The sequence below is a fragment of the uncultured Desulfosarcina sp. genome (assembly GCF_963664155.2).
Taxonomy (GTDB): domain Bacteria; phylum Desulfobacterota; class Desulfobacteria; order Desulfobacterales; family Desulfosarcinaceae; genus Desulfosarcina.
In genome coordinates this window covers 2,836,877-2,862,850 of sequence record NZ_CAXXXH010000001.1, presented here as the reverse complement: position 1 = coordinate 2,862,850, position 25,974 = coordinate 2,836,877, and the positions used below count along the sequence as shown (strand labels likewise).

Here is a 25,974-nt window from a genome sequence, read left to right as displayed (position 1 = left end):
GGTCGCCGATGGTTAACGGGTTTGGGAATACTGATCGGTGATGGCCAAATGGTATTGCAGGTTGACTGAACATCCTTCTTAACATAACGGAAGACGTTTTTCACGGAATTGTGCCCGGAGGCGGTTGATATTTTGTTGGGGGATGTACTATGACCGGAGCCTTGCCTCTCTCCCGGCAGAAGCGGCGCCGATATCCGCCGGGCATCTCGTTGAGGAGGCAGTATAATGCAAATCGATGCTCTGCTTTCCGGGCCAGGAGTGACCTGTTTCGGCCGGCAGGCCTCCGATGAACCGACGATTCCGATGAAAGGCATGGATCATGATGTCCGTCCGCTTTCTCGAAAACATTCAGATCCGCTACAAATTGCTCTTCAGCTACCTGGTCACCTTTTGCGTAATCATCGCTATGGGTGCCATGGTTATTTACGCCATCGTGCGCAACACCATAGAAAGCAACATTGAAAGCGAGCTGAAAAATTCCACCGATGCCATGTTGAACATGGTGCGGACCTCGGTCTCGGTATCCATTAAAAACCACCTGCGGGCCGTGGCAGAAAAAAACCTGGAGATGGTAACTCACCTGTATTCGCTGGTCCAGACACATCAACTCACCGAAATACAGGCCAGACGACTGGCTGAATCCCTCCTGTTGAGTCAGCGCATCGGAACTACCGGCTACATTGCCTGCGTATCCAGCAGCGGGATCATGGTGGTCCATCCTGAAGCCGAATGGCTCGGCCAGGACATCAACCGCTACGACTTTGTCCGGCAGATGCGCGAGAAGCGGCAAGGCTATATCGAATACGACTGGAAGAATCCCGGCGAAACCGATGCCCGCCCCAAAGCCATGTACATGGCCTATTTCGAACCCTGGGACTGGATCATTGCCGTTTCCTCCTACCGCAAGGAGTTTCGCACCCTGGTGAACATCGACGATTTCAGGGACAGCATTCTCTCCCTGCACTTCAGCCGGAGCGGATATGCCTTTGTTACCGACAGCAAAGGCAACGTGATCATTCACCCGAGCCTGCAGGGCGTCAATGTAATTGCGGCCAGGGAGTTCCCCAATCACCCCCTGGACACCATGCTGAAAGAAAAAAGCGGCAAGATCGTCTACTCCTGGAAGAATCCGGGGGAACCGCGCATGCGCGAAAAGCTCGTCCTTTTCAACACCCTGCCCGAATACGAGTGGATCGTGGCCTCCTCCAGTTATCTGGACGAATTTTATGCCCCGCTGGACCATGTGCGCAATATTTTCATCCTTACCGTGTTGGGATGCATTCTGCTGGTGCTGCCCATCACCGCGCTGATCAGCGCCTCCATTACCACGCCGCTGGCCGAACTGGTCAACCGCCTGGAGCAGGGGGCCAGAGGGGACCTGTCCGTGAGGCTGAATCGGCATTCCGAGAATGAGGTAGGGCGCCTGGCCGGGTACTTCAACTGTTTTATGGATCGGTTGGAGGAATACAGCAGGAACCTGGAGGCGGAGGTCCAGGAGCGCAAGGAGGCAGAAGTAGCCCTGCGGTTCAGTGAAAATCGCTATCGCTCGGTGATTGAAGCCATGCCCGATCCCATGGTGGTTTACGATATGGAAGGACGGGTCACCTACCTGAACCCTGCCTTTACGGATGTGTTTGGCTGGACCGCCGACGCGTGCATGGGCAGGAAGCTGGACCATTTCGTTCCGGGGGAAAACTGGGAAGAGACCTGCAAGGGGCTAAGCACCATTACATCGGGAAAACCATTGTCCAGTGTGGAAACCCGGCGCCTGACCCAAAGTGGCCAGGTTCTGGACGTAAGCATACGCGGGGCCGTCTACCGGGACCCGACGGGACGCCAGGTGGGCAGCGTCATCATCCACCGCGATGTGTCCGATCTCAAACGGCTGGAAAAACAGGTGATGGATATCGGCGATCGTGAGCGGCAGAAAATCGGCCAGGACCTCCACGACGACCTGTGTCCTCACCTGATCGGCGTCGAAGGGCTGGGCAAGGTCCTGGTGCGCAGACTTTCTGAAAAAGCGCCGGAAGAGGCGGTGCTTGCGGAAAAAATCACCGGATTGGTCAAGGATGCCATTACCAAGACCCGGCGGATGGCCCGGGGGTTGTGCCCGGTATTCCTGGTCGACCGCGGTCTGGAGTCTTCCCTGCGGGAATTGGCCGCCAATACCGAATCGGTGTTCGGCGTGGCCTGTCTTTTCCTCTGCCAGGCACCCGTGCTCATCCGCGACCCGCTAGTAGCCACTCATCTGTTTCATATCGTTCAAGAGGCCGTTCACAACGCGGTCCGCCACGGGCAGGCCACGGCGATCACCATCACGCTGAACGGCAAAAAAGACCGCCTCCAATTGTCGGTAAAGGACGATGGCCGTGGCATTCCGGCAGACGTGGAAACCGATGGCATGGGCTTGCGCATCATGGGTTTTCGTGCCAATATGATTCACGCCGCGCTGGACATCCGCACCCCCGAAGATGGCGGAACCGTGGTGCAGGTTTCCCTCAGCGGCAATCCAGCGGCCCCCGTTGACCCATGACAGAGACCAAAAAAAAGATTCTTATCGTCGAGGACCACCCTATTTTCAGATGGGGATTGAGCGAACTGATCAATCAGGAGCCGGACATGATCGTGTGTGGTGACGCCACCGATGTTTCCGGTGCCTGGAAGGCCATCCAACGGTTGGACCCGGACCTGATCATCGCCGACATCACCCTGGAAAACAGCGACGGCATCGACCTGACCAAAGAAGTCAACCGCCGCAACAAAAACATCCCGGTCCTGATTCTCTCCATGCACGACCAGTTCCTCTACGCCGAACGGGCCCTGCACGCCGGCGCGAGGGGGTATATCATGAAGCAGGAGGCCATGGAATCGGTGGTCACCGCCATCCGCCAGGTGCTGGCAGGCAAGATTTATCTGAACGAAACGGTCAAGGATCGGATCCTTTTCAACCTGACCGACCGCCCTGCCGGGGGCGGCCGGTTTCCCATGGACCGGCTCACGGATCGGGAGCTGGAGGTATTCCGAATGATTGGAAAAGGATTCTCCACCCGCGAAATTGCCTCCAAACTGAACCTGAGCATCAAAACCATCGGCACCTACCGCGAACGTATCAAAGAGAAATTCAACCTGAAGCATGCCAACGAACTGGTGCGCTACGCCGTTCACTGGGAGAAAACCGGTAAGCATCCCACCGGCGCATCATCACCGTGACCCTTCGGGCAATACCGCCGTTACCCTCGGATCGGCTTTCGGATATCCCCTCCAACAATCGGAAAAGTAGACAACAATGGATTATTTTCTCTGCGTTATTGGCATGGTGATGATTATCGAAGGGGTTCCCTATTTTGCGGCACCGAGTCAGATGAAGGGGTGGATGGCAAAAATCATGCAAATGGAACCGGCATCTCTTCGTCGGTTCGGGTTGGTGATGATGGTGGCGGGGTTGGCGCTGGTTTATATGGGGCGGCGATAAGCGGTATCTGTTCATCCCTTCTTGTAAAGGTAGAAGAATTTCATCACTTTTTTAACGTACGCCTGAGTTTCCGCAATCGGCGGGATACCACGGTGGGAATCCACCGCCTGGGGGCCGGCATTGTAAGCGGCCAGGGCCAACGGTACCTGGCCGTCAAATCGCTGGATCAGCGCCTTTAGGTAACGGGCGCCGCCCATGATGTTCTGCCAGGGATCGAACGGGTCGTAGACCCGGAAAGCATTCAGGTTCTCAGGCATGATCTGCATGAGTCCCAGCGCCCCCTTTTTGGAAACGGCCTTGGGGTCAAAGGCCGATTCGGCGCGGATCACGGCCTTGAGCAGGGGAAAGTCCACCCCGTGAAGACTGGCGGCCTCATCAATGTACCGATCGAACCGGTTGGCGTCCATCTGGGTTCCCTGGCGTCTGGGGCGCTCTTTGATATAGACTTGGTAGTCGCTGGAGGTGGGGACATTGGTGAAGTGCATGACCCCTTGGCTGTCGATATACATATAGATATCGGCCGCAGCCGGCATCGCCAGCAGCAGAATCAGACAGCCGGCGATCCATAGAGTGTGCTTCCGGATCAGGTTGGGTCGAATCAATGGGTGCATAGTTATTTTGCCGTCAAAGGGAACACAAATTCATTCACTCTCGTTCCGTCTACGGTGGTATCGGCACAACTTATGGATTTGTAAAGTTTTTTTTTCTTTATGGCAAGAAAAAAAAGATATCGTTGCGTCTGTGGCATGGTGCTTGACACATCTTTGGTTTCCGCATATAGACCGGCTCAACTTTCTCGTCTACCCCACGGTATACCAATTTCCCAAAGGAGGTGTTATGTCCGCGCAGAAGTCTGCCACCGATTACGTGTTCAGCCCGAAAGACAGCCTGGTGGGCGCCCAGATGCTGTTTGTCGCCTTCGGCGCCCTGGTCCTGGTTCCCCTGCTTACCGGTCTGGATCCCAACGTTGCCCTGTTCACCGCCGGTACGGGCACCCTGATTTTCCAGTTCATCACCAAACGTATGGTTCCTATTTTTCTGGCATCGTCTTTTGCATTTATCGCACCGATCATTTATGGGGTGAACACTTGGGGCATTCCCGGCACCATGTGCGGCCTCGTGGCGGCCGGACTGCTTTACGTGGTGCTGAGCCTGTGCATCAAGGCATTCGGTGCCGGTTTTCTGCACAAGCTTCTGCCGCCGGTGGTGGTGGGACCGGTGATCATGGTCATCGGGCTGGTGCTGGCACCGGTGGCCGTTCACATGGCCATGGGCCGCACCGGCGACGGGTCGGCTTGGCTGGTGCCCCAGAACACGGCCATGATTGTGGCCGGCATTGCCCTTTTAGTCACCATCGTCACCTCGCTGCTAGGAAAAGGCTGGTTTCGCCTGATCCCGATTCTCATCGGCGTCGCAGCCGGCTACGTGGCGGCCCTGGGTCTCGATTTTTTCGGGGTTTCCGGCTCCATCCAGGCCGGTTTCGATCCGGGCGCCTTGAAGAATTTTACCGGCCCCGCCCTGGTCAGCTTTAAGCCGCTGACAGAAGCGCCCTGGTTTGCCGTGCCCGCTTTTGTGCTGCCCGAGTGGAACCTTCAGGCCATTATTTTCATCGTTCCGGTGGCCATTGCACCTGCCATCGAGCATTTCGGCGACATCCTGGCCATCGGCAGCGTCACCGGAAAGGATTTCGTCAAGGAACCGGGCATCCACCGCACCATGATGGGCGACGGCATCGCCACCTCGTTTGCGTCCTTATTGGGGGGACCGCCCAACACCACTTACAGTGAAGTCACCGGTGCGGTGACCCTGACCCGGATGTACAATCCCGGCATCATGACCTGGGCGGCCATTTTCGCCATTGCCCTGGCCTTTATCGGCAAGATGGGCGCCCTGCTCCAGACCATCCCGGTACCGGTGATGGGCGGAATCATGCTGCTGCTTTTCGGCGCCATCACCGTTATCGGCCTCAACACCCTGGTAAAGGCCGGCGAGGACCTCACGGAACCCCGCAATCTGTCGATCGTGGCCCTGATCCTGGTCTGCGGCATCGGCGGCATGGTGCTTCCGTTCGGCAACTTCACATTGGGCGGCATCGGCCTTTCCGGAATTTTGGGGGTCGTCCTTAACCTGATACTGCCGGGTAAGAAGCCAAGCTGATCCACAATTCCTTTTAAGGATGTTCACCGGACGCCCCTTCCGAATTGACCCGGTAGGGGCGTTTTCATCGTTAATCGGGGTCTTGACAGCTGGCTGGCACTGGATATTTGGAGGAGTTGGAACACCCCATGGACAGAGACACCATCTACAGCACACCGAGAACCTCAGTGCCACCCTTTGAATTCAACGCGGCGGTGGCGAGCGTGTTTGACGACATGATCCACCGGTCGGTACCCATGTACGGCGAAATCATCCGCCGGCAGGCCCAGCTGGTGCAGCGATGCTGCCGCCCGGGAACCCGGGTGTACGACCTGGGATGCTCCACCGGCAACCTGGCTATGGCCCTGTGCCGGCTGATGCCGGCCGGTTCGTTCGAGATGGTGGCTGTAGACAGCTCCCGACCCATGCTGGACATATGCAGAAAGCGCCTGAAGGATGCTGGCCGGTTCGATGACATCACACTGATGGGCAAGGATATTCGCCAGGTAACGCTCGACCGGGCAGGCGCGGTGGTCGTAAACTTTACCCTGCAGTTCATTCCACCGGCGGACAGGGACGAGCTGTTACAGAAAGTCTACGATGCCCTGATGCCCGGCGGGATGCTTCTTTTCTCGGAAAAGACCATCCATGCAGATCAGGAATTATCGGACCTGCAAGTCGACTTTTACTACCGGCTCAAAAAGGAAAATGGCTATTCCGAACTGGAAATCAGCCAGAAGCGCGAAGCCCTCGAGAATGTGCTGGTCCCGGAAACGATGGAGTCCCACCAGGACCGGTTGATCCGCTGTGGATTCTCCGGCATTGACGTCTGGCTGAAATGGTTCAACTTCTGTTCCTGGATCTGCACCCGATGAATCGACTGACCACGCTGACCCACGATCCGCTGATCGGATCATATCTGGCTGAATTGAACGACAAGGTCACTCAACGAAGCAACGACATCCTGAACGGCAACAAAAAGGGAATCGCGCTGGCCCGTGCCCTGGAAAAGCTGCCGGACGTCAAACCCTCTTCAACCGATGCGGACCAGGCCCGCATTCGCATCGGCACGACCGAGGATCTTGACGACAGGCAACTCGCCTCCCTTTATCAATCGCTGAACGACCTGAAACCCTGGAGGAAGGGTCCCTTCGAAATTTTCGGTATTCGAATAGACAGCGAATGGGACAGTTCCATCAAATGGAACCGGCTGGCCGGACACCTGGGTTCACTGGCGGGAAAACGGGTCCTGGATATCGGTTCCAGCTGCGGCTACTACATGTTCCGGCTGGCCGTAAAGCAGCCGGCCCTCGTTTTGGGGATCGAGCCGTACCTGAATTTTTACTTCCAGTTTCTGGCCCTCTCCCGCTATCTGGCCTTTCCCCAGGTTCACTGCCTGCCCTTAACACTGGAAGAGATTCCGGCCATGCGGCGCTGTTTCGATATGGTGATGTGCATGGGCATCTTGTACCACCGGCGTTCGCCGCTGGATACCCTGCTTCAGATTCATGGACGGATGGTGCCCGGCGGGCAGTTGGTGCTGGAAACACTGGTCGTGGAGGGGGATGACGAGATGGCGCTGTTTCCGGAAAAGCGCTATGCCAAGATGAACAATATCTTTTTCATCCCGACAGTCGCCTGCCTGAACCACTGGCTGACGCGGTCCGGCTTCGACGACATCCAATGCGTGGACGTCTCCCGGACCACCTCGCAGGAACAGCGCAAGACGGACTGGATCGACACGGAAAGCCTGGCGGATTTTCTGGATCCCGGAGATCCCCAAAAAACCGTGGAAGGCTACCCCGCACCGGTTCGTGCCATGCTTCTGGCCACGGCCCGGCGCCAGTAAAACCCAATCGTCCGAATAAGGCTTCCGTTCGCCGGTCGTTAAACGGGCGCCTTCGGAGAATCGGAAAAGATCACATCAGAAAGATTTCCATCGCTTTTCCCAGTATACCATGGCCTCATACCCGAAGATTGCATTCAGGTGGTGGAGTAAGGCATGGTAGCCCTCCTGTTGCCATATGTGGGTGACCTCGTTGTTGACCCGTTCGTAATGCTCCAGCAGCTGACCCAAGGTGGGGTCATCCACGATACCGATTTCCTGAGAAACCTGCTCGATCATTCCCAGCCACATGCGGCTCACCCCCATGATATAATGGGGCCAGGTATTCTGCATGACCGGTGACCATTTGGGGTCGCTGGTGTCCCCCACATTCGGGTGATCGTTATGATCAACGGCATCGGTGACCACTTCCCGGACGACTCCGTCGGAAAGCATTTGCTTTACCAGGCGATCATTCAAAACCATCTGATTGATCCGGTCAGCCGCAGCCGCGGAGGTATAAAAGAGGAAGCTGAACTGGTGGCCGGTTTTATCTTCCGCTGCACGACGGTGAAAGCGCCACAGGTCGATAACCCCTTCATTGGCTCTGAGCAGCGGAGCGACGACCCGGTGGGCGAGCAGAAAATCTCTCTCCCAGCGGGTTTCCCCTGCCGGGCGCTCCATTCTGAACCGAACGAACCACCACCCGTAGCCCTCCGGCGCGGGTGCATGGGTCACCGGCTGGGGCGGGCTGGAAAAGGTTGGCGAATAGGTCGCCGCGCACCCCCCTGTCAGCCATAGAATCAATGCGTACAGAAGCAACCGGAGGGCCGAAGCGGTCTTTATCGGTTTTTTTCTCTCATGTTTCATCGGGGGTTGTCCGATAATCATCGATGACGTATAAGCCATTCGATGCATGTGAATGAAGACCCATTCGCTGATGTATCCGGCTTCTAACCATCAACACCCTGACAAGGAGAAAGCGCACCATGAGTGACCGATATACCGTCATCTTCGAAGGCAGAATCATGCCAGGGAAAAGCGCGGGAATGGTCAAGGATCGATTGAAGTCCGCCCTCAAGACCGATGACCAGGGGATCGCTAAATTGTTCATCGGAACGCCCGTAGCCGTCCGCAGGAACACGGACCTGGCGACCGCCGAAAAGTACAAACAGGTGTTTGCCGCCGCCGGCGCATTCTGCGATATCCGCAAGGACGGTGCAGCCGAAAGCCAGGCACCGGAGCCACCCTCCGGCGATTCGGCATCGGTTGCCGACGCTTTCAAGGAATCACAATCGCCTGCTCCGCCACAGCCACCCGCTTCGCCTATCAAGGTTCATTATATCACGACATCAGATGGAGGGAAAATGATAATCACCAACATCGAAACGGTTCCCGGAAAAACCATGCTGGAGCATTTCGGACTAGTTTCCGGCAGCACGATCAGGGCCAAGCACATCGGGCGGGACCTCATGGCCAGCCTTAAAAATCTCGTTGGCGGGGAACTCAAAGGCTACACGCAGCTGCTCCAGGAATCCCGACAGCAGGCCATGGACAGGATGACCGAAGAGGCTCGCCTGATGGGCGCCAATGCCATTGTCAACGTCCGTTTTTCCACCTCTTCCGTAGCTCAGGGGGCGGCGGAACTTTACGCCTACGGGACCGCTGTCCGGGTGGAATAGGAGACTGCCGATGGTTGATCTGATCGTCTTTTTGTCATTGCTGGCGCTGGGATACGGTGCGGGGACCTGGGCCGAAAAACGGCACTATCGTTCTATTGCCGAGCGGGAAAATACAACGATAAACCTGGCAGCCGTCACCTTGAAATCCGTCGATATTCCCGAGCACAAAATCCGGTCGGCCCAATTGGTCCATGGCAGTGCCGTGATTTCTGTGGATTATTTTAAGAGAATCCTGGCCAGCCTGCGCAATATTTTCGGCGGGGATGTGAAATCCTACGAGAGCCTCCTCGATCGGGCACGGCGGGAAGCCCTGCTGCGCATGAAAGAAATGGCCGGAGATGCCACGGTCATTGTCAACGTGCGCATCGAAACGGCGGCCATCGGCAAGCAGTCCGGACGGAAGAACATCGGCTGTCTGGAAGCCATGGCCTACGGGACGGCGCTGACCGTGGAGAAGTAAGTGAAGTTCACGGCCCGGCAGCCCGGCATCAACGTCAACGTCACGCCAACCCATCCACTCAAGGAGTTGGCCATTCTGGCCGGCGGCCTGCTGGCCGTTGTGGTAGGCGTCTATCTGGCCCTCGGCCTGGCGGTCGACCTGATAGTCCCACGAATCTCCATGAATTTGGAGAAAAAGCTGGCCGGCGCGTTCATCGGGAAGATCGTGGAAACGGAACCGGTCACCGAGACCACCCGGTCCCTCCAAACCCTGGTGGACAATCTCCAGGACCGATGCGCCCCGTTGCCCTACACCATTACCGTCCATGTCAAGGAATCCGACGCCGTCAATGCGGCGGCCTTGCCCGGAGGCCACATGATGGTCTTTACCGGTTTGCTGGCAGAAATGGCGTCGGAAAACGAACTGGCCTTTGTCCTTGCACACGAACTGGGGCATTATGCCCACCGGGACCACCTTCGGGGCTTGGGGCGGTCACTGGTGCTGATGACGGCGTCCACCGTGCTGCTGGGGGCCGACAACAGCGTCAACAACATGATCGGGCAGGGCATGGTACTCACCGAGCTGAGCTTTTCACGCAAACAGGAAACCCAGGCCGACGAATATGCTCTGGAAACGCTGTTCTGCCATTACGGACACGTGGCGGACGCCACCTCCTTTTTCAGCAAAATCCCCAAAGACGGCGATCCGGGCCGCTTCGGCCACTATTTCGCATCCCACCCGGAAAATCGCCGCCGCATCGGCCACCTGGAAGATCTGGCCCGGGAGCGGGGATACCCCACAGGAACCCCACTTCCCCTGCCTGCCGATCTGGTCTCCAAAAACAAGTCTTCCTGAATCTACTTTTTGTCCGGCGCCTGAATCAATCCGCGGTAGAACATTTCGTCTTCCGATTGGTTCAATCCGTCTTCCACACGAATCAGCCCTTTTTTGGCCAGCTTGGCCAAAGAGATGTCGATGCTGGAAAAATCATCGCTGCCCGTCTGCATCTGAGTGCGAATCTGGTGAGTTTTGCCGTCCCTGATGAAGCCTTTCATGCGGTGGCTGTTGATAAAGTACTCGAGAGCCAGAATCCGGCCCTTGCCATCCTTCTGGGTAACCAGCCGCTGGGCGAGGGAAAGCAGCAGGGACTCGGCCAGAGTCATGCGGATGAGGTTCTGCTCATAGGGCTCGAACATGTTGACGATACGCTCGATGATGGAGGTGGAATTGTCCGAATGCACGGTAGAGAGAACCAGATGCCCCGAGTTAGCCGCCTGAAGCGCGATACGAAAGGTTTCTTTGTCGCGCATTTCACCCACCACGATGACATCCGGGGAGTGGCGCAACACGTGGCGCATGCCCTGGGCAAAAGATCCCACATCCCGCCCAACTTCACGCTGGCTGATGTTGCTCCTTTTGTTCTGATACAAATACTCCACCGGATCTTCCATGGTAACGATATTGCATCCCCGGCGCGTGTTGATGATATCCACCAGAGCGGCCATGGTGGTAGTCTTTCCATGGCCCGCCGGGCTGGAAACCAGAATCAGCCCCTGCGGACGCAGGGCAAAATTAACGATCCAATCCGGCAAATTCAGGCTGGTCAGTTCCGGCACATCGTCCATGATGGGCCGCAAGGCAATGGCAATGGAGCTGCGCTGGCGGTATAAGGCCACCCGAAATCGTCCGATTCCCGAATAAGTGGCGGAAAATTCATAATCCGTCTGATTTGAAAACGCCTGCCAGCCTTCATCGGACAGCATTTCCCGGGCGTAGTTCATACAATCGTCCGGGGTAAGGGCGGGTATGGCCAGCCGTTTGAGCGTATTGGCAATTTTGATGGACGGGGGTGACCCGGCCATAAAGACCATGTCGTTGGCGCCGGTCTTTTTCAAGTAGCGCAGCAGGGGCATAAGCTGGGGAGACTTTTCCCCTTTTTCCATCTCGACAAGCTCGGACAGCACCTCTCCGCGCAGGCCCGTACCAGGATTGGCAGCAATGCTCCTGATGGCGCTCTCTATCATGAAGGCGGGCATCACCACCGGTCGAATCTTTTTTCCCAGGGAAAACTCGATTTCACTGATGGTGGCGAAATCCTGGGGGTTCACCATGGCCAGCACCAGCGCCTGGTCTTCCATGGCTACGGGCAGCACCTGCATGGCGGTCATCTTTTCCACCGGCAGCAACTGGAGCACCTCTTCCTTAATGTTTCGTTGGTAAAGATTCATCCCCGGGACGCCGAACTTCCGGCTCAACAGGTCCAGCAGGTCGTCCATGGCCACAAACCCCATTTCGATGAGAATCGATCCTAGCTGTCCTCCGGCCTGGGCCTGCCGTTTAAGCACCTGTTGAAGCTGCTCTGCATTGATGAGGCCGTCGTCCATCAGCTGTTCGCCAATTCGCCGCTTTCTCGAGGCGTTGAAGTCCTTGGGGGGTTGATGTTCCGTCATAAGCCATATTCTCCTGTTAGCGCATTGACCGTGATAGAAAAAGGGACCGATACCGATCGGCCGCATCGGGCAACCATATAAAAGGATAATATTTTGATGTCAAAGCAAAAATGACCATAGGGCCCTAGGTTGAAAGCGACCATTATCATTTAATCCGGCCGTGATTCGTTTTTTGTGGCTTGGAAAAATAACCGAGCAGCCGGCAATGCTGTCCAAGCCTTCATACGACGCTCCCTTGGGCCATCCGGACGAAGTGATGAAGTTGGATCTGCCTTGTGGGTCGCGGGCAAATATGATAACGGGTCCTGTCGATTCTTCAACTGATTTAACGGACATGACTTTAGTCAATCAGCGAGGCGCCAGCATGACGGCAATCTTATTCATGTATATTCTGGTAGGAGCCGTGGCCGGTATCCTGGCCGGCTTGCTGGGCATCGGCGGTGGACTGATCATCGTGCCCATGCTGGTGTTCTGTTTTGTCCGGCAGGGAATCCCCGATACCATAATCATGCACCTGGCGCTGGGCACATCCTTAGCCAGCATCATGTTTACCGCCGTGGCCAGTTTCCGTGCCCACCACAAACACGGTGCCGTCCATTGGGATGTGGTAAAAAAAATTGTCATCGGTATCTTTACCGGCACCTTCCTTGGCAGCACCATCGCCGCCCACCTCTCCACCCGGTTTCTCAAAGGTTTCTTTGTCGTTTTTCTTTACTACGTGGCGCTTCAGATGCTGACCAGCAAGAAACCCAAACCATCCCGTCAGATTCCCGGCCATGTGGCCATGTTTGGCGTCGGCAACGTGATCGGCATGGTTTCCAGCCTGGTAGGGATCGGTGGCGGGACCCTTTCCGTGCCTTTCATGATCTGGTGCAACATGTCCGTTCACCACGCCATCGGCACCTCTGCAGCCATCGGCTTCCCCATTGCCATTGCCGGCACCCTGGGTTACCTCGTCAATGGTCTGGAGGTTCATAATTTGCCCGATTTTTCAATCGGATATATCTATTTGCCGGCACTTTTTGGAATCGTTGTCACCAGCGTCCTGACAGCTCCCCTGGGAGTTCGCCTGGCCCACAGCCTTCCCGTGGACCGGCTCAAACGTGTATTTGCCTTACTGCTGCTGGTGGTAGGCACCCGTATGCTCATCGGGATCCTGTAAGGGTTTCGAACATTCGCGTATAACCGTGACTCCGGACCATATTTCTGCATGGATCAGACGACATACTCCGAAATATTCTTGACAAAAAAGCTGTTCCCGCATAGTTATTTCAACTTGGTATTTTAAATCCTTCCCGGCTATTCATCTGTGTATACAGATTGCGAAAATCACATTATCGAAAGGAGAAAGAACACATGTCCAATCTTATTCCCCCCCATGGCGGCAAAGGTCTTACCATCTGTCTGCTCGAAGGCGCTGAGAGAGCCGCCGAGTTGAAGAAGGCCGCCGGCCTCAAGCAGGTCGAAATTTCCCCCCGTGTCAAAGGTGACTTGATCATGCTCGGTATCGGCGGCTTCAGCCCCCTCACCGGTTTTATGACCAAGGCGGACTGGAAAGGCGTTTGCGAAAAGTTTCTAACCGCCGACGGCACCTTTTGGCCGGTTCCAGTCACCCTAGATGTCAGCAGCACCGATGCCGACGCCATTAAGGTCGGCGAAGAGATCGCCCTGTTCGATCCCGAGGGAAAAGAGATCATGGCCACCATGAAGGTCACCGAAAAGTACGAACTGACCGAAGCCAACAAGGAATGGGAGTGCGAAAAAGTCTTCATGGGTGAAGGCACCCCGACGGCTGAAGAGTTCTGGAAGATCGCCAAAGAGGATCACCCCGGCGTCCAGATGGTCATGAACCAGAAGGCCTTCAACCTGGCCGGCCCGGTCAAGGTCCTCAGCGAAGGCGAGTATCCCACCCGCTACAAAGGCGTTTACCATCGCCCTGCCGAATCCCGTAAGATTTTCGAGGAAAAGGGTTGGAGCGACGTGGCCGCCTTGCAGCTGCGCAACCCCATGCACCGTTCCCACGAATACCTGTGCAAGATCGCTGTGGAAGTGTGCGACGGCGTTTACATCCATTCGCTGGTGGGCAACCTGAAACCGGGTGACATCCCCGCATCCGTGCGCGTCAAATGCATCGATGCTCTGGTGAAAAACTACTTTGTAGACAAGAACGTGGTTCAGGGCGGCTACCCGCTGGATATGCGCTACGCCGGTCCCCGGGAAGGCCTCCTGCACGCCGTGTTCCGCCAGAACTATGGCTGCTCCAAGATGATTATCGGCCGCGACCACGCCGGCGTGGGCGACTTCTATGGCATGTTCGAAGCCCAGACCATCTTCAACAAGATCCCGACTCCGGGAGACGGTAAAGGTTTGCTCTGCCAGCCCCTGAAGATCGACTGGACCTTCTACTGCTACAAGTGCGACGGCATGGCTTCCCTGAGAACCTGCCCCCACGGCAAGGAAGACCGCGTGCTGCTCTCCGGTACCATGCTGCGCAAGATGCTCTCCGAAGGCGGCGATTTGCCCGACCATTTTGGCCGCGACGAAGTTGTCGCCATCCTGCGGACGTACTATGAAGGCCTGACCGAAAAAGTGGAAATCAAAACCCATAAGGCAGCCACTGGCAACTAATCCGCCGATCTCTGCTGACAACTCAAAAACGGGACGCATTCTGGTGCGTCCCGTTTTTTCCCGCCGCGAGGATATGCGGTGGATAAATTCATTCGCCGTCATACTGTGCCAATCACCGGGCAGATACAAATAGAGATCCCCAAAAAACGATCCCCCCTGTGCTTGCTGGCTCAGGGGGGATCGTTGACGTTTAGGATGTCCACTTTAAAATTGGGACGACTGCATTTACTATCCGGCTCTACCTGTTATCGATGCGAAGCGATGCAATGGCAAAGACGGCACCCGTCAGCATAAGGATCATGGCGGTCCACAGCGCTGGATTGGAACCGATCCCTTTCTCTAAATTATCGTCCAGACCTGTTCCGATGAAACACCCGCCACCGCCTCCGCCAGCGGAAGTCGTCCCCCCTGTTGTTAAAGAGGCGCTGTCGGAAGTTTCGGAATCAGTGTAAGCAATGCCGGCAGGGTCCACAATCACCCCATTTTCGATTCCATCCTCATCGCCCATGCCGCCATCTTCGAGCAATACGGTTACACTTTTTCCGTTTTTGGCAAAAGCCGCATTCTCATATACCTGCCATCCGCTGTCGGTGACGTATTTGTACAACTGCGCATCTTTGGGGACCCTGGTTGAAAAATGAATTTTCACCGTCGCGGTCTTTGCCCCATTTTGCAGATATAGTTTGAAACCAATCAGGCCGAATCCCATCTTCACCGATTTGTCGGGAATCGCTTCAGTAGACAGCGATTTAATCGAAACCAGAGTGACATTATCGGAAACGGTTTCGACACCGACGATGGTTTGACCCTCTATCGTATTAACACTCATGATGTTGTCTTCAAGGGAATCGGGAGTTCCGTTTTCGTTAACATCCGTCGACCCATCGACCTCCTGAGCGTCCGGGATACCATCGATATTCGCATCACCCGCAGTGTCGGCAGCGATAGTCGTAAAAGTTGAGGTTTGGGACCAATCCGATACACCATTGCGGGCGTCGATGAATTTTACCCGCCAAGAGTAAACGGTATCGGCATCCAGCACCATTTCACCGACGGTATAAGCCGTCAGCTGCGTCTCGCTGGTTTCATCCAAAATGAGCGTCGAAAAATCTGAATCCGTACTGATCTGCCACTGCGATTGATAGTGGTCATCATTGTCCACGTCAAAGTAAGCCCCGGAAACAAGCACGGGCGTAAGCCCAACACGCTCGATCTGGGCAACCCCATCAATAACCGGTGCATCCGGAGCCGTGTTGGCCGGAGCGGTCGTCGGATTGCTATCCGCCTGAAACTCAGCCAGATTGGTCACGCCATCGCCATCCGCATCCAGTGCGGAATCATTGATGAGCGGATCCAGCCCATAGGTGATTTCCCAGACATCGGTCATCCCGTCATTATCATCGTCCGGATCCTGATTGTCGCCCGTTCCGTCGCTATCGTTGTCCGCCCATTCATTGGGGTCGTTGGGGAACCGGTCCAGAACATCAGGCACATTGTCTCCATCGACATCGGTACTCGAGGACTTGAGCACGCTGACAGTCGTGGTTGAAACCGAGCTGCTTCCGTCGTCATCGGTAACCGTCAGGCTGAAAGTCAACGTGTCGCCATCGATGCCGACAACCGGTGCGGTAAACGATGCCTGCGCACTGGCGGCATTATTAATGGATATTCCCGCTCCACCGGTCTGCACCCATTGATAACCGACAATCGTACCATCCGTGTCGTTGGAACCGGAGCCATCCAGGGTTACCGATGTGCCTTCATCGACGGATTGATTCTGTCCGGCAACGGCCATGGGGGCCTGGTTGAGTACAACAGCGGCGGGGGTGTAGGAAACTTCTTCAGAGTCGGCGCTTTCCAGATCGCCATCGAATGCACGAACGACGAAATGATAGGTGACCCCTTCAGTAAGACCGGTCAGGGTGCAGGTGGTAAGGTTGTCTTCCCAGAGAGGATAATCGTAGTTGTAGCTCTGGCTGCCTTCACGGGCGAAAACCCGGTATCCTTCCGGTGCCGGATCGTTGGCATCCCACATCAGGGTTACATTTGCACTGAAAGCAACCGTTGCGCTGATTGCAGTGATTATGATTGACGCGAAGAGCGTTTTCAGAAAAGATCGAGTAAAAAGGTTCAAGGTTCATCTCCCAAGTTTGCATTCGCCTTGCGATCAGCAGCGAACTTGAGAGATGCTGTCTTCGCTCGGCAACCCTTCTGCCATTCCCGGATGTAATGGGTTTAGGCAAGCGGCTTTGCGTCCCAGCCTTTCGGCTGGTTTGCCTTTGTCGAGCAGATAGTCAAAGCAACTGTAGTGCCAAAAAACCAAATAGCGCCCAAAATTGTGTTTATCGCACCAATATTAATGGTTTTTTTAACAAATCAACAACGGGGGATGTCATATTGAATTGAGGAAGCTTCATGGAGATGTGCAAAAAATAGCAACATCCCATTGAAGGATGTTTCGATTATTGCACTCTGAAGTAACGGGCACTTCCCTGAACCAGCCCCACCCCGGAAGCCATGTGGGCACACTCATGGGCGCGGGCTTCATTATTCCGCTGTTTCAACTGCGGACTTGAGGTCAAGTATCCTGTCGATTCGGTGGATCAACAACCGTTATGCCGGGCCGGTCAGGCGACACGAGAAACACCGAATCAAGCTCCGGGTCACGTTGTCGAGAAATCCGGAGAAAAAGTGGTCGGCGCCGTCGATGATGTCGATGCGCGCATCGGGATTCCATTGCCCCACCAACGGACGGATCAGGACCGGTGGGGCGATTTCATCCCGGCTGCCCGCAACCACCGCCGAGAGCATAGGCAGATGAATCCCCTCCTCGAAATCGATGAAGGCCACCGGTGGGGCGACCATGGTCATCCCCTGCACCGCCAAACCATTATTAAGGGCCATGGCGTTGACCCAGGCACCGAAAGAATATCCGGAAAGGTGAATCGCTTTCAATCCCCGGTCGCACAGAAATGAGACGGCAGATCTTAAATCATCCTGCTCCCCGACCCCCTGATCGAATTGGCCGGCACTATTGCCGGCACCCCGGAAATTGAATCTCAAGGTAGTGAAGCCTATTTGGCGATACGCTGCAACGATGGCCTCCACGACCGGATTGTACATATCCCCGCCGTATTGCGGATGGGGCTGGGTGATGACAACACCCTTATCTGAAATTCCGGAGTGGTAAAGGCCTTCCAAATCACTACACCGCGACGGGAAATAGACCTTCTTTTCCATAAGGCAAACCCTTTTCGCAAAGATGCTGGTTCGGGTTGACCCGACGCAGTCCATCCGACACCAGTTCTCCCATCAGCTCCCGCGACATCATGATAGACCTGCCACTAGACCTGTTGGCCCCTTGCCGCCGATGGAGAATATAGACGGCCTTCCCATTTCGGCCCGGTTCAAGCAAGCCCGGTAGCCAACATGGTCAATAGAAGGGATTGTTGTCACGGTTTGGTGAATTTCCTGGCGAGATCATTGTCGATAACGTAAATGCAAACCGCCCTGGCTCCGTATTCGGTGTACCGGTAACGCTTCATGATGTTGTCCAGAAGAAAGGTGACATCACCACGGATTTTTTTGTCGTAGGTCTTGAAATCCTCCTCGCCATAATCCTTGATCGCCCGCCGGAAATTTTCATTTTCCAGAAAGGGATCCAGCACCTTTTCCTTCAGGTTAAAAACATAGCGTTCTTTCAACGATTGAAACAGGTGGGTTGCCGTTGGAGGAGTGCCGGTCACCATGATCTCCTGGGTGAGGGTTCTGGAGGTGTACTCTTTCTGGGTTTCCTTCCTGAAATGCAAGAGCTTGATCTTTTCCACCTTTTGGCCCAGCATACGCCGTTCAAACCCGTCCAGCAGCTCTTCGGTGATGCGGACTTTCTCTCCGGTAAACTGGCAGGTTTCAATGGTTCCCGGTTCGAAATTGACGGCAAACATATAGTGAAGGATTTCCCGGTGGATCTGCTCCTCGTTAAAATAGTACAGGGACTCTTTGACCTCCTGCAAAATAGTGAAATCGTACAGCAAGAGCAGTGAATCTAAAAAACCCTCCGGAATGGAGGCTTTCAGGTCTTTCTGCCCGTGGAAAAATTTGCACAGCATGGACATGTCGATCAATTCGCCCGATTTGGCGTAAGTGGTGTAAAATTCATTGAATATTTTAATGGAATCGCGTCCGGAGATTCCCTGTCGACCTTCTTTATCGGATTCACCGATAATCCGACGCCGGCGTTTGGCAGTAAGCGCTTTGCGGTCTTCTTCGGACAACCACTCGGGGATATGCCCGGTGTAGATTTCCATCTTGAGCAACTGAAGATTTTTGTCACAGTACCGGCGGTATTTCTCAGGTTCGGAAATCCACTCGAGCATGGCTTCGGAGCGAAGGCTCAACCGGGAAGAGATGATGACCCGGGCAAAATTGTGCAACACCCGGGGTAGAAAACTGTCATCGATGTGAGACCCGAAGATGTTGCGGTAGATCTCGACCTCCGTGTTCAGGTCCAGGACATACGGGATATTGATGTATACAATACGGTCGGAAAAAGACTGAAAATCCTTGATGTTCTTCTTGTCTTCCGGGTTCATCAATGCCAGGAACAGGGAATTGACGTTTTCCTCGATATCCTCCACCTTGTGCAGCCCTTCGCTGATGATGTTATGGAGTTCGATAAGGCGCTCAATATTGTGGGATTTAATGTCCATCAGGGCATAAATGCCGTTGTTGGTTTTGGCGAAACGCGAATATATGTAACGGACCTGATTGCTGTCGGAAAAAAGCCGGTTGATTAACCGCTGAAGATATTCGTTGGTTTGAATGATCTCCTTGACCGGGCGATCACCGGGGGAAAAAACGCTGATCCCCCTGCCCAGCCGGCGATTGAAGCTGTATGGAACAGCATGGACCATATCGAATACCTTTGCCGGACTCTTCAGCCGGGTGAGGAGCGCTTCGTAAAGCGACCCGCAAATCGTGCAGGGAACCTCGTGAAAAATCCATTCGAAGGCCTTGTCGGTAAACAAGGTGTATTTAAATTCGTTGTTTTCGAAGAGATCATCGAGAAATTGGCGCCGCCGCGATTTGGGGATCATGAGCAGCGGATTGTCGTGGCAGGGACAGGGAACCTCCACCATATAGTTATCCGTGTCGGGCAGGGCCATGTTCCGAACAGTTTCAAACTGTTCCTTGTTCGGATTTTTCTGCATTCGGAAAAGGCTCTCGATAATGGAAGCGGTCTCGTTGGTGCCTTCCTGGGTCAGTTGCCTGCGATCCAGGCGCCACACCGTCTCGTAACGGGTTCCCGCTTCCGTATTGGCGTACTCTTCGAAACGCTTCAGCAAATTGTTTAAAAAGGTGCTCTTGCCGCAGCCGTGGGGACCATCAAAAATATATATCTTGTTTTGCTGAGCGCCGCTTCGCAGGGCCTCAACATGGTTGACCAGCCGGTTGGCAAAAAGACGGTCCGCAAAAAAAGGGTGGTCCGCGCCTTCGACGAACAATCGGCTGCAATCATAGCTCACGTATTGGATCGATTCCGGGTCATTTGGATATTCATCGAAGCCTTCGCCCACATATGCTTTAAACAGATCGTGAAAGACCTGGAACACGTTGCGGATGGTGCCGATGGGGTTAGCCAGGACCACTTGGAGAAACTCCTCAAAGGGGATGGGGTTGCGATGGTTTGACCCACCACCGACCCTATCGATATGCTGCATGGCTTTTTTGATGTTGTCCATATACTGCCTTATCCGACCGGCGGATGGTACGGCACCGGTCGTGTTAGTTAAAGGACATTTCTGCTCAGTTTTCGATCTTTCATGGTATACAGCACCCGCTGCCATTTCAGTTCCCGCGGCTGGGGTGCATCGGTCTGAGGCATGGGGATCCCGGGTAGGGTGGGCATTCTTGGCGCCGGTGGCGTCGCTGCCACCTCCATGGTTTCCAACTGAACCGGATTGCCCCACAGGTATTCAATGCCCAGCATGGTATTGGGAATGTATTCGGCCACCAGCGGTTTGCCCTCAAACCGGTGGTGCAGGTATAAGGCATTATCCTTGGTTTTCTCCTGATCAACCTCGATGCACGGCGGGTGGTACAGAGAGGCCATGAGCATTTCCCGGTAATCATCCGCGCTCCGGCTTTTCACGAAATACTCCCAGACCATTTTTTGTTGGTTCAACCGCTTGCCGGCGACAAAAAGCTTGTTGCCGGTGACAAAGTCCTGGTCCACGAAGCTATGAATAAAGGTAAAATCTGAAAAATTTTCTCGCACGTTGAAAATGAAATCCTTCCCTTTCCCGGTTTTAGCGTCGTAATCTTTTCGCCGCCCGGTATCCGTCATATGCTGAAATTCCCAGGACACCTTGCCCTTCTCGGCCATTTCCTCCAGGAAGTAGAACAGCCGCATCCCCAGGGCGTATGGATTCAGCCCCACCCGGGGCATGGCCGTCACGCCGGCATTGACCCGGGCAAAGTCCACCTCATGCCCTTTGATGCGGTCATCATTCATATACAAAGTCTCATGCCAGTAGGAGGCCCAGCCTTCGTTCATGATCTTGGTGCGAATCTGGGGCTGAAAAAATAGCGCTGTTTTTCGAATAATCTGGATCACCATCAGCATCCATTGATTCTCTTCCCGGCGAAGCATTTTGGAATTTTCCATGATGAATTCCAGCAGATCCCTGGACTTTTGTTTTTTGGCTTCCTGATGCTTTTTGAACAGGCTTCCAAACTCCGGATGACGCTGGTCGACCAACGAGAAAAAACCTTGTTCACCCATTACCGGATCGTCCTTCATGCTTGCATTGTACCGTTCCAGCTCCTTGATGTATTTATTGATATTGGCTTTGGCGATGTCCTGCAGGTAGATGTCGAAATAAAAATCCATTTTTCCGGAAAGCCCTGAATCCGGCGCTGAAAAAATTTTTGACAAGAGTCCGTAATATCCCACCAGGTTATCAATGCCCCGGGCAAACTCGATCACATAGTCCACCCAGCGGCCCCGTTCGGAACGAAGCTTGGCAAGGGCTCGCTTGTCAGACAGCGCTTCGCCGTTAAAGTCGTAATCCCACGTATGCCTGAAATAGAGGTTGTTCTGGAAAAAGTCGATATGGCCGATGACGTGATAAAAAATCATCACATTGAGCCAGTCCGGATTGTTGTCGTTATAAAAGGATATCGCCGGGCGGGTGTTGATAACCGTTTCGTATGGGTTGCCCGGGTATAATTCGTATTTACCCTTTTCTTTGAGCACCTCCACATCGTGTACCCAGTAATCGTAAAGGGTTGGAATCATCACCTTGGGGGAAAGCTCGATAAGATCACGATTGGTGACGATGTATTCCAGGCTTTCGTCTTCAAAACGCAGACCGGCGTCGCGGGCCCGCAGTTTGCAGCCCTCCATGATCGTTTTCGTATGCTGGTTGATCAGTTCCATGGGTTTTGCCGTTTCCGTCTTTTAGCTAGGATATCAGCCGCTTGATCCCCTCTATCAGCCGGGGTTCGTCCGTGCTTTCATTAATCACGTCCAGTCGGACGAGCTTGGGAAATTTTTCAAGCAGTCCTGATTTTTTCAGGTACCGCTCCACCTCCGAGTTATTCTGGGAACTACCGGCATGCTCCGCGATGGTCACGCCTACACGGCTGGCATAGCCCATCATCTCCTCCAATGCCGGTATGGCCTTTTTGCCCTCCGTGTCCCAGTCGTCGCCATCGGTACCGTGAAACACGTAAATATTGTAGTCCGCAGCCAGATTCTCCGCTTTAACGATCCGGTTTACTAACTCGTAGGCAGAAAATACCTGAGTTCCGCCGGCCACCCTGGAGTTGTAGTAGGTATAAAAATCCTCGACCTCCTTGGCTTCGGTGTCATGGAGGATAAATCGCGACTCCACCTGGTTGGCGTATTGATAGATCAGCCAGCTGTATATAAGCACATGCTGGGTAACCACCAGTTCGGTGGCTTTTCCGGCCATGGAGCCGGAATAGTCCCTAAGAAAGAAAACGACCGCCTGGGATTCGAAGTCCTTTTCTTTGGACAGGATCCGGTAGATCCTGTCTCTGGGAGAAATGATGAACCCGGACGGGTCGATGTCGTCAAGGTCGGGGATGTTGCCCAGATGAATGTTGGTTTCGACGATTTCCCTCAGGGTGGCCTTTTTGTCCAGCACCTGACCGGAACCGCGGTTCCGGTCGGTCATATCGTAGGTGTAACGGGTCAGTGAGCGCTTTTTTCCCTTGTCCTGCAGATTGGGCAGTTCGAACTGCTCGGTGAGGATTTTCCCCAGGTCGTAGGCCGACGACTCCATCTCGTGCTGGCCGCCTTCTCCCTGGCCCGGCCCCCCCGCACCCGCCTGATCCGGATCCCGGACCGGCTGTTCGCCGATGACTTCGCCCTCTTCACCATCGCCGCTGCCGCCCTGACCCTGCCCCTCTTCCTGTTCGGCAAAGTTGGGGTCGTGGATGAACTTCTCTTCCACGGTGGTGGGCACCACCACCACCTTGCCCTTGCCGGCCTTGCCGGGCTTGATCATCTTGCCCACGCGGATTTTACGGGGAAAGCCGTCCTTTTCCCGCTGGCGGTCCTTTTCAAGCAACTCGTCGATGGAGCGGATGTGGCTGACATAGGAACCCTTGGGCTGGGCCATGGCCTGCAGGGTCATCAGGTCATGGTAATCGTACAGGTTGAGCAGACGGATCTCACCTTTATCGGTGGTGACCACCGCCATGCCCCCGCCAATGATCGGCATGTTGTGGTTCCGGTCGTCGTTGAGCTCCAGAAGGATCTTCTCTTCCTGCTCGGGTGTCAGACCTTGATGTTTGAGATTAGCATAAATCTTTTTCAATTTAATTAGCATGTTATAACCGGCTCATCGTTTGTTTTAACCCAGTTGGATGAATTTGCCGACATAAAGCGATGTCAATACTAAAAATCCTGTGTGAACTTTTTCCAGAGCATGCCAATCTCCTGTCACCGTACCCCAACTGAAAGCAATGATTTCCAACAAACAAATACTCCCAACGATGATAAGTCTTTCTTTTTTCAATTTTGTTTTCATCCTTGATAGGGGTTGCTAACAATATCAGGGTTGCACTGCAAATGTTCGTCCACAAATGGTAGATTTTGGTTCAGGCCAAGGCCGCAGCGAGGTTGAAACCGCAGGCGTAGCAGCGCTACGTCGAGGATTTCAGCCGAGCGAGAACGCCGGCCTGGGCCGAAAGATGCCGTTTGTGGACGTACATTTTAATTTTCGTCTTCCTGCGTGCAAAAATACTCGATCGTCTTCTGCGCGCATGTCTTGCAGTACCCCAGCTTGTTGAGCATGGTGTCGACCATGCGGTCGTAGAGCTTCTGGTTCTCCTCGTTGGTCCGGTTGGCCAGGGCGCCGATGAGGCTGCCGGCACCGGCGATGTCCGATTTCAGCCGCACGTCGGTGACCGCCTTGACCAGTTCCAGGTTGTCCATGAAATCGTAGTCCGGATCCACGGAGATCTTCTGGCCGTATATCTTGCGGATGGAGGTCCGGAAGGTCTCCCGCTGCTCGGTCGTCTTCAATCCCAGGCGATCTTCCACACTGTTGATGTAGCGTTCGTCTATCTTCAGGGCTCTCAGTTCGCCGCTCTGGGGGTCTTTGTACTTCCACATCTTGTCCGGCCCCAGATTTTCGGCGTCGATGCCGATAATCATGTTCACGTAGCTCATGACATCCTTGCGGATGGCCAAGGGTTCGTCCATGTAGGCGTTGAACATCTCCGTCATGATCCGCTCCCGATAGAGCCCCTTGGCCGTCTTCAGGTCCTCCAGGTATTTGGCACGGTCGTTGGCGTCGGTCACGTAATCGAGGATAATTCGTTCCAGGGCCTTGAAGATGTCGTAGGCGAACATGCACCGGCCCTCGTTGGTCTCCGAGCTTTCGTTGAGCAGTTGGATGGCCCGCCCCAGGTTCCGCTGCCCCAACCCTTTCTGGCCGAACCGCTTGGTGATGTCCGGGTCCTGGTTGAGGGTGTCGATGACCTCGGCCAGGGTCTTGATGCTCTTTTCTCCGGCCACCTCGCCGGCGGCGAGCTTCATGGTCTCGATGGGAGTAAGCTTTTCCGAACGAGCCAGCCGGGTGAGCACCACCGTCACCGAGGCGGCATGGTTCAGATTGGGATCCTGATGCAGATATTCCCGGTCGAGGGTAGTACGGATCTCGTTTCCGATGGCGTAAATGGTCAGGTCTTTTTGCAGCTTGTAGTTGGTGTTGTGAGAGACATAGCAGATGCGGCAGCGGTCGACGATGGGCGCTTCCTCCTTTTCCGCGAGGAATCGGTTGAACTCGGAATTGTTGCTGGTGGCGATGATCAGAGTATCGATGGGCCACTTATAACCGTCGATTTCGATGTTTCGGTTCTGAATGACGCCCAGATAAACCTGAACCAGGTCCTTTTTGTTCTTGAAAATTTCATCGGAAAAATGGACGCCCCCCCCGGCAACCCGCGCCAAGGCCCCTCGCCGCAGATCGAAGCGGTACGGGTTGTTGGTTTCCGTAATGTGCAGCAGCCGCTGAATGGATTCTTCACCTAAAAGATCGACCGCCGATGAGGTTATCTTGTCTTTTGCCGCGTACTTACCGGTGACGGTGCCCAGGCTCTCGGTCATTGGGACAGGAATGATCTGGATGAATTCCAGCATCTGGGCCAGATCGCCGTTGGTGTGGTTTCTGATGCTGTCCCATATGAAGGCACTGCAGGCACCCAGCGGGCGATAATCCCTCCACAGGGTTTCTATCTCGTTGTCCGAGAATCCAATCTCCTGGGCCAAAAACTCATGGTTCTTGTCCGGGTCGTCGGTGATGTTCATCCCCAGAATCATGGGATCCTCATAGGTCTGGGATTCGATGGTCGTGATTTTCCCGTACCCCCCGATTTTGTCCAGGCCGGTAAATCGGAAGGAATATTTGCGATTGGCCTGCTGGGATAAAAAATCCCTGTATTTATTGCAGACATAATCCACCAGAAAGGTTTTTCCGTTTCCCGGTTCGCCTACCAGGACAAAAGCCATTTCCTTGGATGACCCATTTTCCGCGGCATCCTTGACGTAGGAGACAAAACTGTTGATTTCATCATACATGCCGATGATGTGCTTTTTACCGGTCCTGAAAATACTGAAATCGTAAGTGGTCTTGCCGTTGACCACCACCTTTTCGATGTCGCTGTCCAGAATCATCCTGGCCACACCCTGAAAGGCGTTTTCGAAACAGCGTTTTCCCTCCTTGACCTCGACAAGATGATGGTGCAGCGCCGATGCGTTCTTCTTTACCATGGTGTCCCCCTAAATTTTTTAATGACCGGTGCAG

The 25,974-nt window shown here is 54.6% G+C and carries 21 protein-coding genes and 1 riboswitch; of the genes, 11 read left to right on the top strand and 10 right to left on the bottom strand.

From position 1 onward, the window contains the following. Window positions 1-319: 319 nt before the first annotated feature. The 3 genes from ACHZBS_RS13075 (at window position 320) to ACHZBS_RS13065 (ending at window position 3,472) form a co-directional block, all read left to right on the top strand. Window positions 320-2,533: a cache domain-containing protein gene (locus ACHZBS_RS13075; RefSeq protein ID WP_319406960.1), complete on the top strand. Its 2,214-nt coding sequence runs from the start codon at window positions 320-322 to the stop codon at window positions 2,531-2,533. Next, entirely contained in the window at window positions 2,530-3,210 is a 681-nt protein-coding gene (locus tag ACHZBS_RS13070; RefSeq protein ID WP_319406959.1) for a response regulator transcription factor, read from the top strand. Before ACHZBS_RS13075 ends, ACHZBS_RS13070 begins: the two co-directional genes overlap by 4 nt. A 76-nt stretch (window positions 3,211-3,286) precedes the next feature. Beyond that, window positions 3,287-3,472: a DUF2065 domain-containing protein gene (locus ACHZBS_RS13065; protein ID WP_319406958.1), complete on the top strand. Its 186-nt coding sequence runs from the start codon at window positions 3,287-3,289 to the stop codon at window positions 3,470-3,472. 11 nt (window positions 3,473-3,483) lie between these two features. Here the strand turns inward: ACHZBS_RS13065 and ACHZBS_RS13060 are convergent, their stop codons facing one another. Then, complete coding sequence (locus ACHZBS_RS13060; protein ID WP_319406957.1) at window positions 3,484-4,083, bottom strand: lytic transglycosylase domain-containing protein; 600 nt, start codon at window positions 4,081-4,083, stop codon at window positions 3,484-3,486. A gap of 226 nt (window positions 4,084-4,309) precedes the next feature. On the opposite strand from ACHZBS_RS13060, the gene ACHZBS_RS13055 reads away from it, so the two are divergent. From ACHZBS_RS13055 to cmoB, 3 genes are all read left to right on the top strand, one after another. Beyond that, complete coding sequence (locus tag ACHZBS_RS13055) at window positions 4,310-5,629, top strand: uracil-xanthine permease family protein (protein WP_319406956.1); 1,320 nt, start codon at window positions 4,310-4,312, stop codon at window positions 5,627-5,629. Window positions 5,630-5,757: 128 nt separating this feature from the next. Beyond that, entirely contained in the window at window positions 5,758-6,483 is a 726-nt protein-coding gene (gene cmoA / locus ACHZBS_RS13050) for a carboxy-S-adenosyl-L-methionine synthase CmoA (RefSeq protein WP_319406955.1), read from the top strand. Further along, the gene (gene cmoB / locus ACHZBS_RS13045; protein ID WP_319406954.1) at window positions 6,480-7,457 is read left to right on the top strand and encodes a tRNA 5-methoxyuridine(34)/uridine 5-oxyacetic acid(34) synthase CmoB; all 978 of its coding nucleotides are present in this window, start codon (window positions 6,480-6,482) and stop codon (window positions 7,455-7,457) included. The genes cmoA and cmoB overlap by 4 nt, the downstream gene beginning before the upstream one ends. A gap of 75 nt (window positions 7,458-7,532) precedes the next feature. Here cmoB and ACHZBS_RS13040 read toward each other — a convergent pair whose 3' ends face one another. Next, entirely contained in the window at window positions 7,533-8,303 is a 771-nt protein-coding gene (locus tag ACHZBS_RS13040; protein WP_319406953.1) for a hypothetical protein, read from the bottom strand. A gap of 119 nt (window positions 8,304-8,422) precedes the next feature. Here ACHZBS_RS13040 and ACHZBS_RS13035 point away from each other — a divergent pair, with 119 nt between their 5' ends. Genes ACHZBS_RS13035 through ACHZBS_RS13025 form a run of 3 tightly spaced genes read left to right on the top strand, consistent with a single transcriptional unit; the run spans window position 8,423 to window position 10,409 of the window. Continuing rightward, the gene (locus ACHZBS_RS13035; protein WP_319406952.1) at window positions 8,423-9,115 is read left to right on the top strand and encodes a YbjQ family protein; all 693 of its coding nucleotides are present in this window, start codon (window positions 8,423-8,425) and stop codon (window positions 9,113-9,115) included. 10 nt (window positions 9,116-9,125) lie between these two features. Beyond that, entirely contained in the window at window positions 9,126-9,575 is a 450-nt protein-coding gene (locus ACHZBS_RS13030; protein ID WP_319406951.1) for a heavy metal-binding domain-containing protein, read from the top strand. After that, a complete protein-coding gene (locus ACHZBS_RS13025) occupies window positions 9,576-10,409 on the top strand; it encodes a M48 family metallopeptidase (protein ID WP_319406950.1) in 834 nt (277 codons plus the stop codon). A gap of 2 nt (window positions 10,410-10,411) precedes the next feature. On the opposite strand, the gene ACHZBS_RS13020 is transcribed toward ACHZBS_RS13025, so the two are convergent. Continuing rightward, complete coding sequence (locus ACHZBS_RS13020) at window positions 10,412-12,004, bottom strand: PilT/PilU family type 4a pilus ATPase (protein ID WP_319406949.1); 1,593 nt, start codon at window positions 12,002-12,004, stop codon at window positions 10,412-10,414. A 364-nt stretch (window positions 12,005-12,368) separates the two neighbouring features. Between ACHZBS_RS13020 and ACHZBS_RS13015 the strand changes: the two genes are divergently transcribed. Both ACHZBS_RS13015 and sat read left to right on the top strand, forming a co-directional pair. Next, window positions 12,369-13,166 carry a sulfite exporter TauE/SafE family protein gene (locus ACHZBS_RS13015; protein ID WP_319406948.1) on the top strand — a complete coding sequence of 266 codons (798 nt, stop codon included), beginning with the start codon at window positions 12,369-12,371 and terminating at the stop codon, window positions 13,164-13,166. A gap of 194 nt (window positions 13,167-13,360) precedes the next feature. After that, a complete protein-coding gene (gene sat / locus ACHZBS_RS13010) occupies window positions 13,361-14,632 on the top strand; it encodes a sulfate adenylyltransferase (RefSeq protein ID WP_319406947.1) in 1,272 nt (423 codons plus the stop codon). A gap of 238 nt (window positions 14,633-14,870) precedes the next feature. On the opposite strand, the gene ACHZBS_RS13005 is transcribed toward sat, so the two are convergent. The 7 genes from ACHZBS_RS13005 to ACHZBS_RS12975 all read right to left on the bottom strand — a co-directional run bounded on the left by ACHZBS_RS13005 (window position 14,871) and on the right by ACHZBS_RS12975 (window position 25,940). After that, window positions 14,871-16,766 carry a choice-of-anchor U domain-containing protein gene (locus tag ACHZBS_RS13005; RefSeq protein WP_319406946.1) on the bottom strand — a complete coding sequence of 632 codons (1,896 nt, stop codon included), beginning with the start codon at window positions 16,764-16,766 and terminating at the stop codon, window positions 14,871-14,873. A gap of 64 nt (window positions 16,767-16,830) precedes the next feature. Beyond that, window positions 16,831-16,920, bottom strand: a riboswitch (cyclic di-GMP riboswitch). 325 nt (window positions 16,921-17,245) lie between these two features. Continuing rightward, window positions 17,246-17,872, bottom strand: a complete 627-nt coding sequence (locus tag ACHZBS_RS13000) for an alpha/beta hydrolase (protein ID WP_319406945.1) — start codon at window positions 17,870-17,872, stop codon at window positions 17,246-17,248. A 212-nt stretch (window positions 17,873-18,084) separates the two neighbouring features. After that, window positions 18,085-20,373 carry a serine protein kinase PrkA gene (locus tag ACHZBS_RS12995; protein ID WP_319406944.1) on the bottom strand — a complete coding sequence of 763 codons (2,289 nt, stop codon included), beginning with the start codon at window positions 20,371-20,373 and terminating at the stop codon, window positions 18,085-18,087. A gap of 47 nt (window positions 20,374-20,420) precedes the next feature. Continuing rightward, complete coding sequence (locus tag ACHZBS_RS12990) at window positions 20,421-22,073, bottom strand: SpoVR family protein (RefSeq protein ID WP_319406943.1); 1,653 nt, start codon at window positions 22,071-22,073, stop codon at window positions 20,421-20,423. A 25-nt stretch (window positions 22,074-22,098) separates the two neighbouring features. Further along, window positions 22,099-23,493 carry a DUF444 family protein gene (locus ACHZBS_RS12985; RefSeq protein WP_319406942.1) on the bottom strand — a complete coding sequence of 465 codons (1,395 nt, stop codon included), beginning with the start codon at window positions 23,491-23,493 and terminating at the stop codon, window positions 22,099-22,101. Between the two features lie 24 nt (window positions 23,494-23,517). Beyond that, a complete protein-coding gene (locus ACHZBS_RS12980; protein WP_319406941.1) occupies window positions 23,518-23,682 on the bottom strand; it encodes a hypothetical protein in 165 nt (54 codons plus the stop codon). 197 nt (window positions 23,683-23,879) lie between these two features. Then, entirely contained in the window at window positions 23,880-25,940 is a 2,061-nt protein-coding gene (locus tag ACHZBS_RS12975) for a serine protein kinase PrkA (RefSeq protein WP_319406940.1), read from the bottom strand. Window positions 25,941-25,974 lie beyond the last annotated feature (34 nt).

Bases quoted from the DNA above. Each gene is read 5' to 3' on its own strand.
- ACHZBS_RS13075 (WP_319406960.1), top strand. From the start codon at position 320: ATGATGTCCGTCCGCTTTCTCGAAAACATTCAGATCCGCTACAAATTG.
- ACHZBS_RS13040 (WP_319406953.1), bottom strand. From the start codon at position 8,303: ATGAAACATGAGAGAAAAAAACCGATAAAGACCGCTTCGGCCCTCCGG.
- ACHZBS_RS13035 (WP_319406952.1), top strand. From the start codon at position 8,423: ATGAGTGACCGATATACCGTCATCTTCGAAGGCAGAATCATGCCAGGG.
- sat (WP_319406947.1), top strand. From the start codon at position 13,361: ATGTCCAATCTTATTCCCCCCCATGGCGGCAAAGGTCTTACCATCTGT.
- ACHZBS_RS13065 (WP_319406958.1), top strand. From the start codon at position 3,287: ATGGATTATTTTCTCTGCGTTATTGGCATGGTGATGATTATCGAAGGG.
- ACHZBS_RS13055 (WP_319406956.1), top strand. From the start codon at position 4,310: ATGTCCGCGCAGAAGTCTGCCACCGATTACGTGTTCAGCCCGAAAGAC.
- ACHZBS_RS13070 (WP_319406959.1), top strand. From the start codon at position 2,530: ATGACAGAGACCAAAAAAAAGATTCTTATCGTCGAGGACCACCCTATT.
- cmoA (WP_319406955.1), top strand. From the start codon at position 5,758: ATGGACAGAGACACCATCTACAGCACACCGAGAACCTCAGTGCCACCC.
- ACHZBS_RS12990 (WP_319406943.1), bottom strand. From the start codon at position 22,073: ATGGAACTGATCAACCAGCATACGAAAACGATCATGGAGGGCTGCAAA.
- ACHZBS_RS13020 (WP_319406949.1), bottom strand. From the start codon at position 12,004: ATGACGGAACATCAACCCCCCAAGGACTTCAACGCCTCGAGAAAGCGG.
- cmoB (WP_319406954.1), top strand. From the start codon at position 6,480: ATGAATCGACTGACCACGCTGACCCACGATCCGCTGATCGGATCATAT.
- ACHZBS_RS13030 (WP_319406951.1), top strand. From the start codon at position 9,126: ATGGTTGATCTGATCGTCTTTTTGTCATTGCTGGCGCTGGGATACGGT.
- ACHZBS_RS12995 (WP_319406944.1), bottom strand. From the start codon at position 20,373: ATGGACAACATCAAAAAAGCCATGCAGCATATCGATAGGGTCGGTGGT.
- ACHZBS_RS12985 (WP_319406942.1), bottom strand. From the start codon at position 23,493: ATGCTAATTAAATTGAAAAAGATTTATGCTAATCTCAAACATCAAGGT.
- ACHZBS_RS13015 (WP_319406948.1), top strand. From the start codon at position 12,369: ATGACGGCAATCTTATTCATGTATATTCTGGTAGGAGCCGTGGCCGGT.
- ACHZBS_RS13000 (WP_319406945.1), bottom strand. From the start codon at position 17,872: ATGGAAAAGAAGGTCTATTTCCCGTCGCGGTGTAGTGATTTGGAAGGC.
- ACHZBS_RS12975 (WP_319406940.1), bottom strand. From the start codon at position 25,940: ATGGTAAAGAAGAACGCATCGGCGCTGCACCATCATCTTGTCGAGGTC.
- ACHZBS_RS13060 (WP_319406957.1), bottom strand. From the start codon at position 4,083: ATGCACCCATTGATTCGACCCAACCTGATCCGGAAGCACACTCTATGG.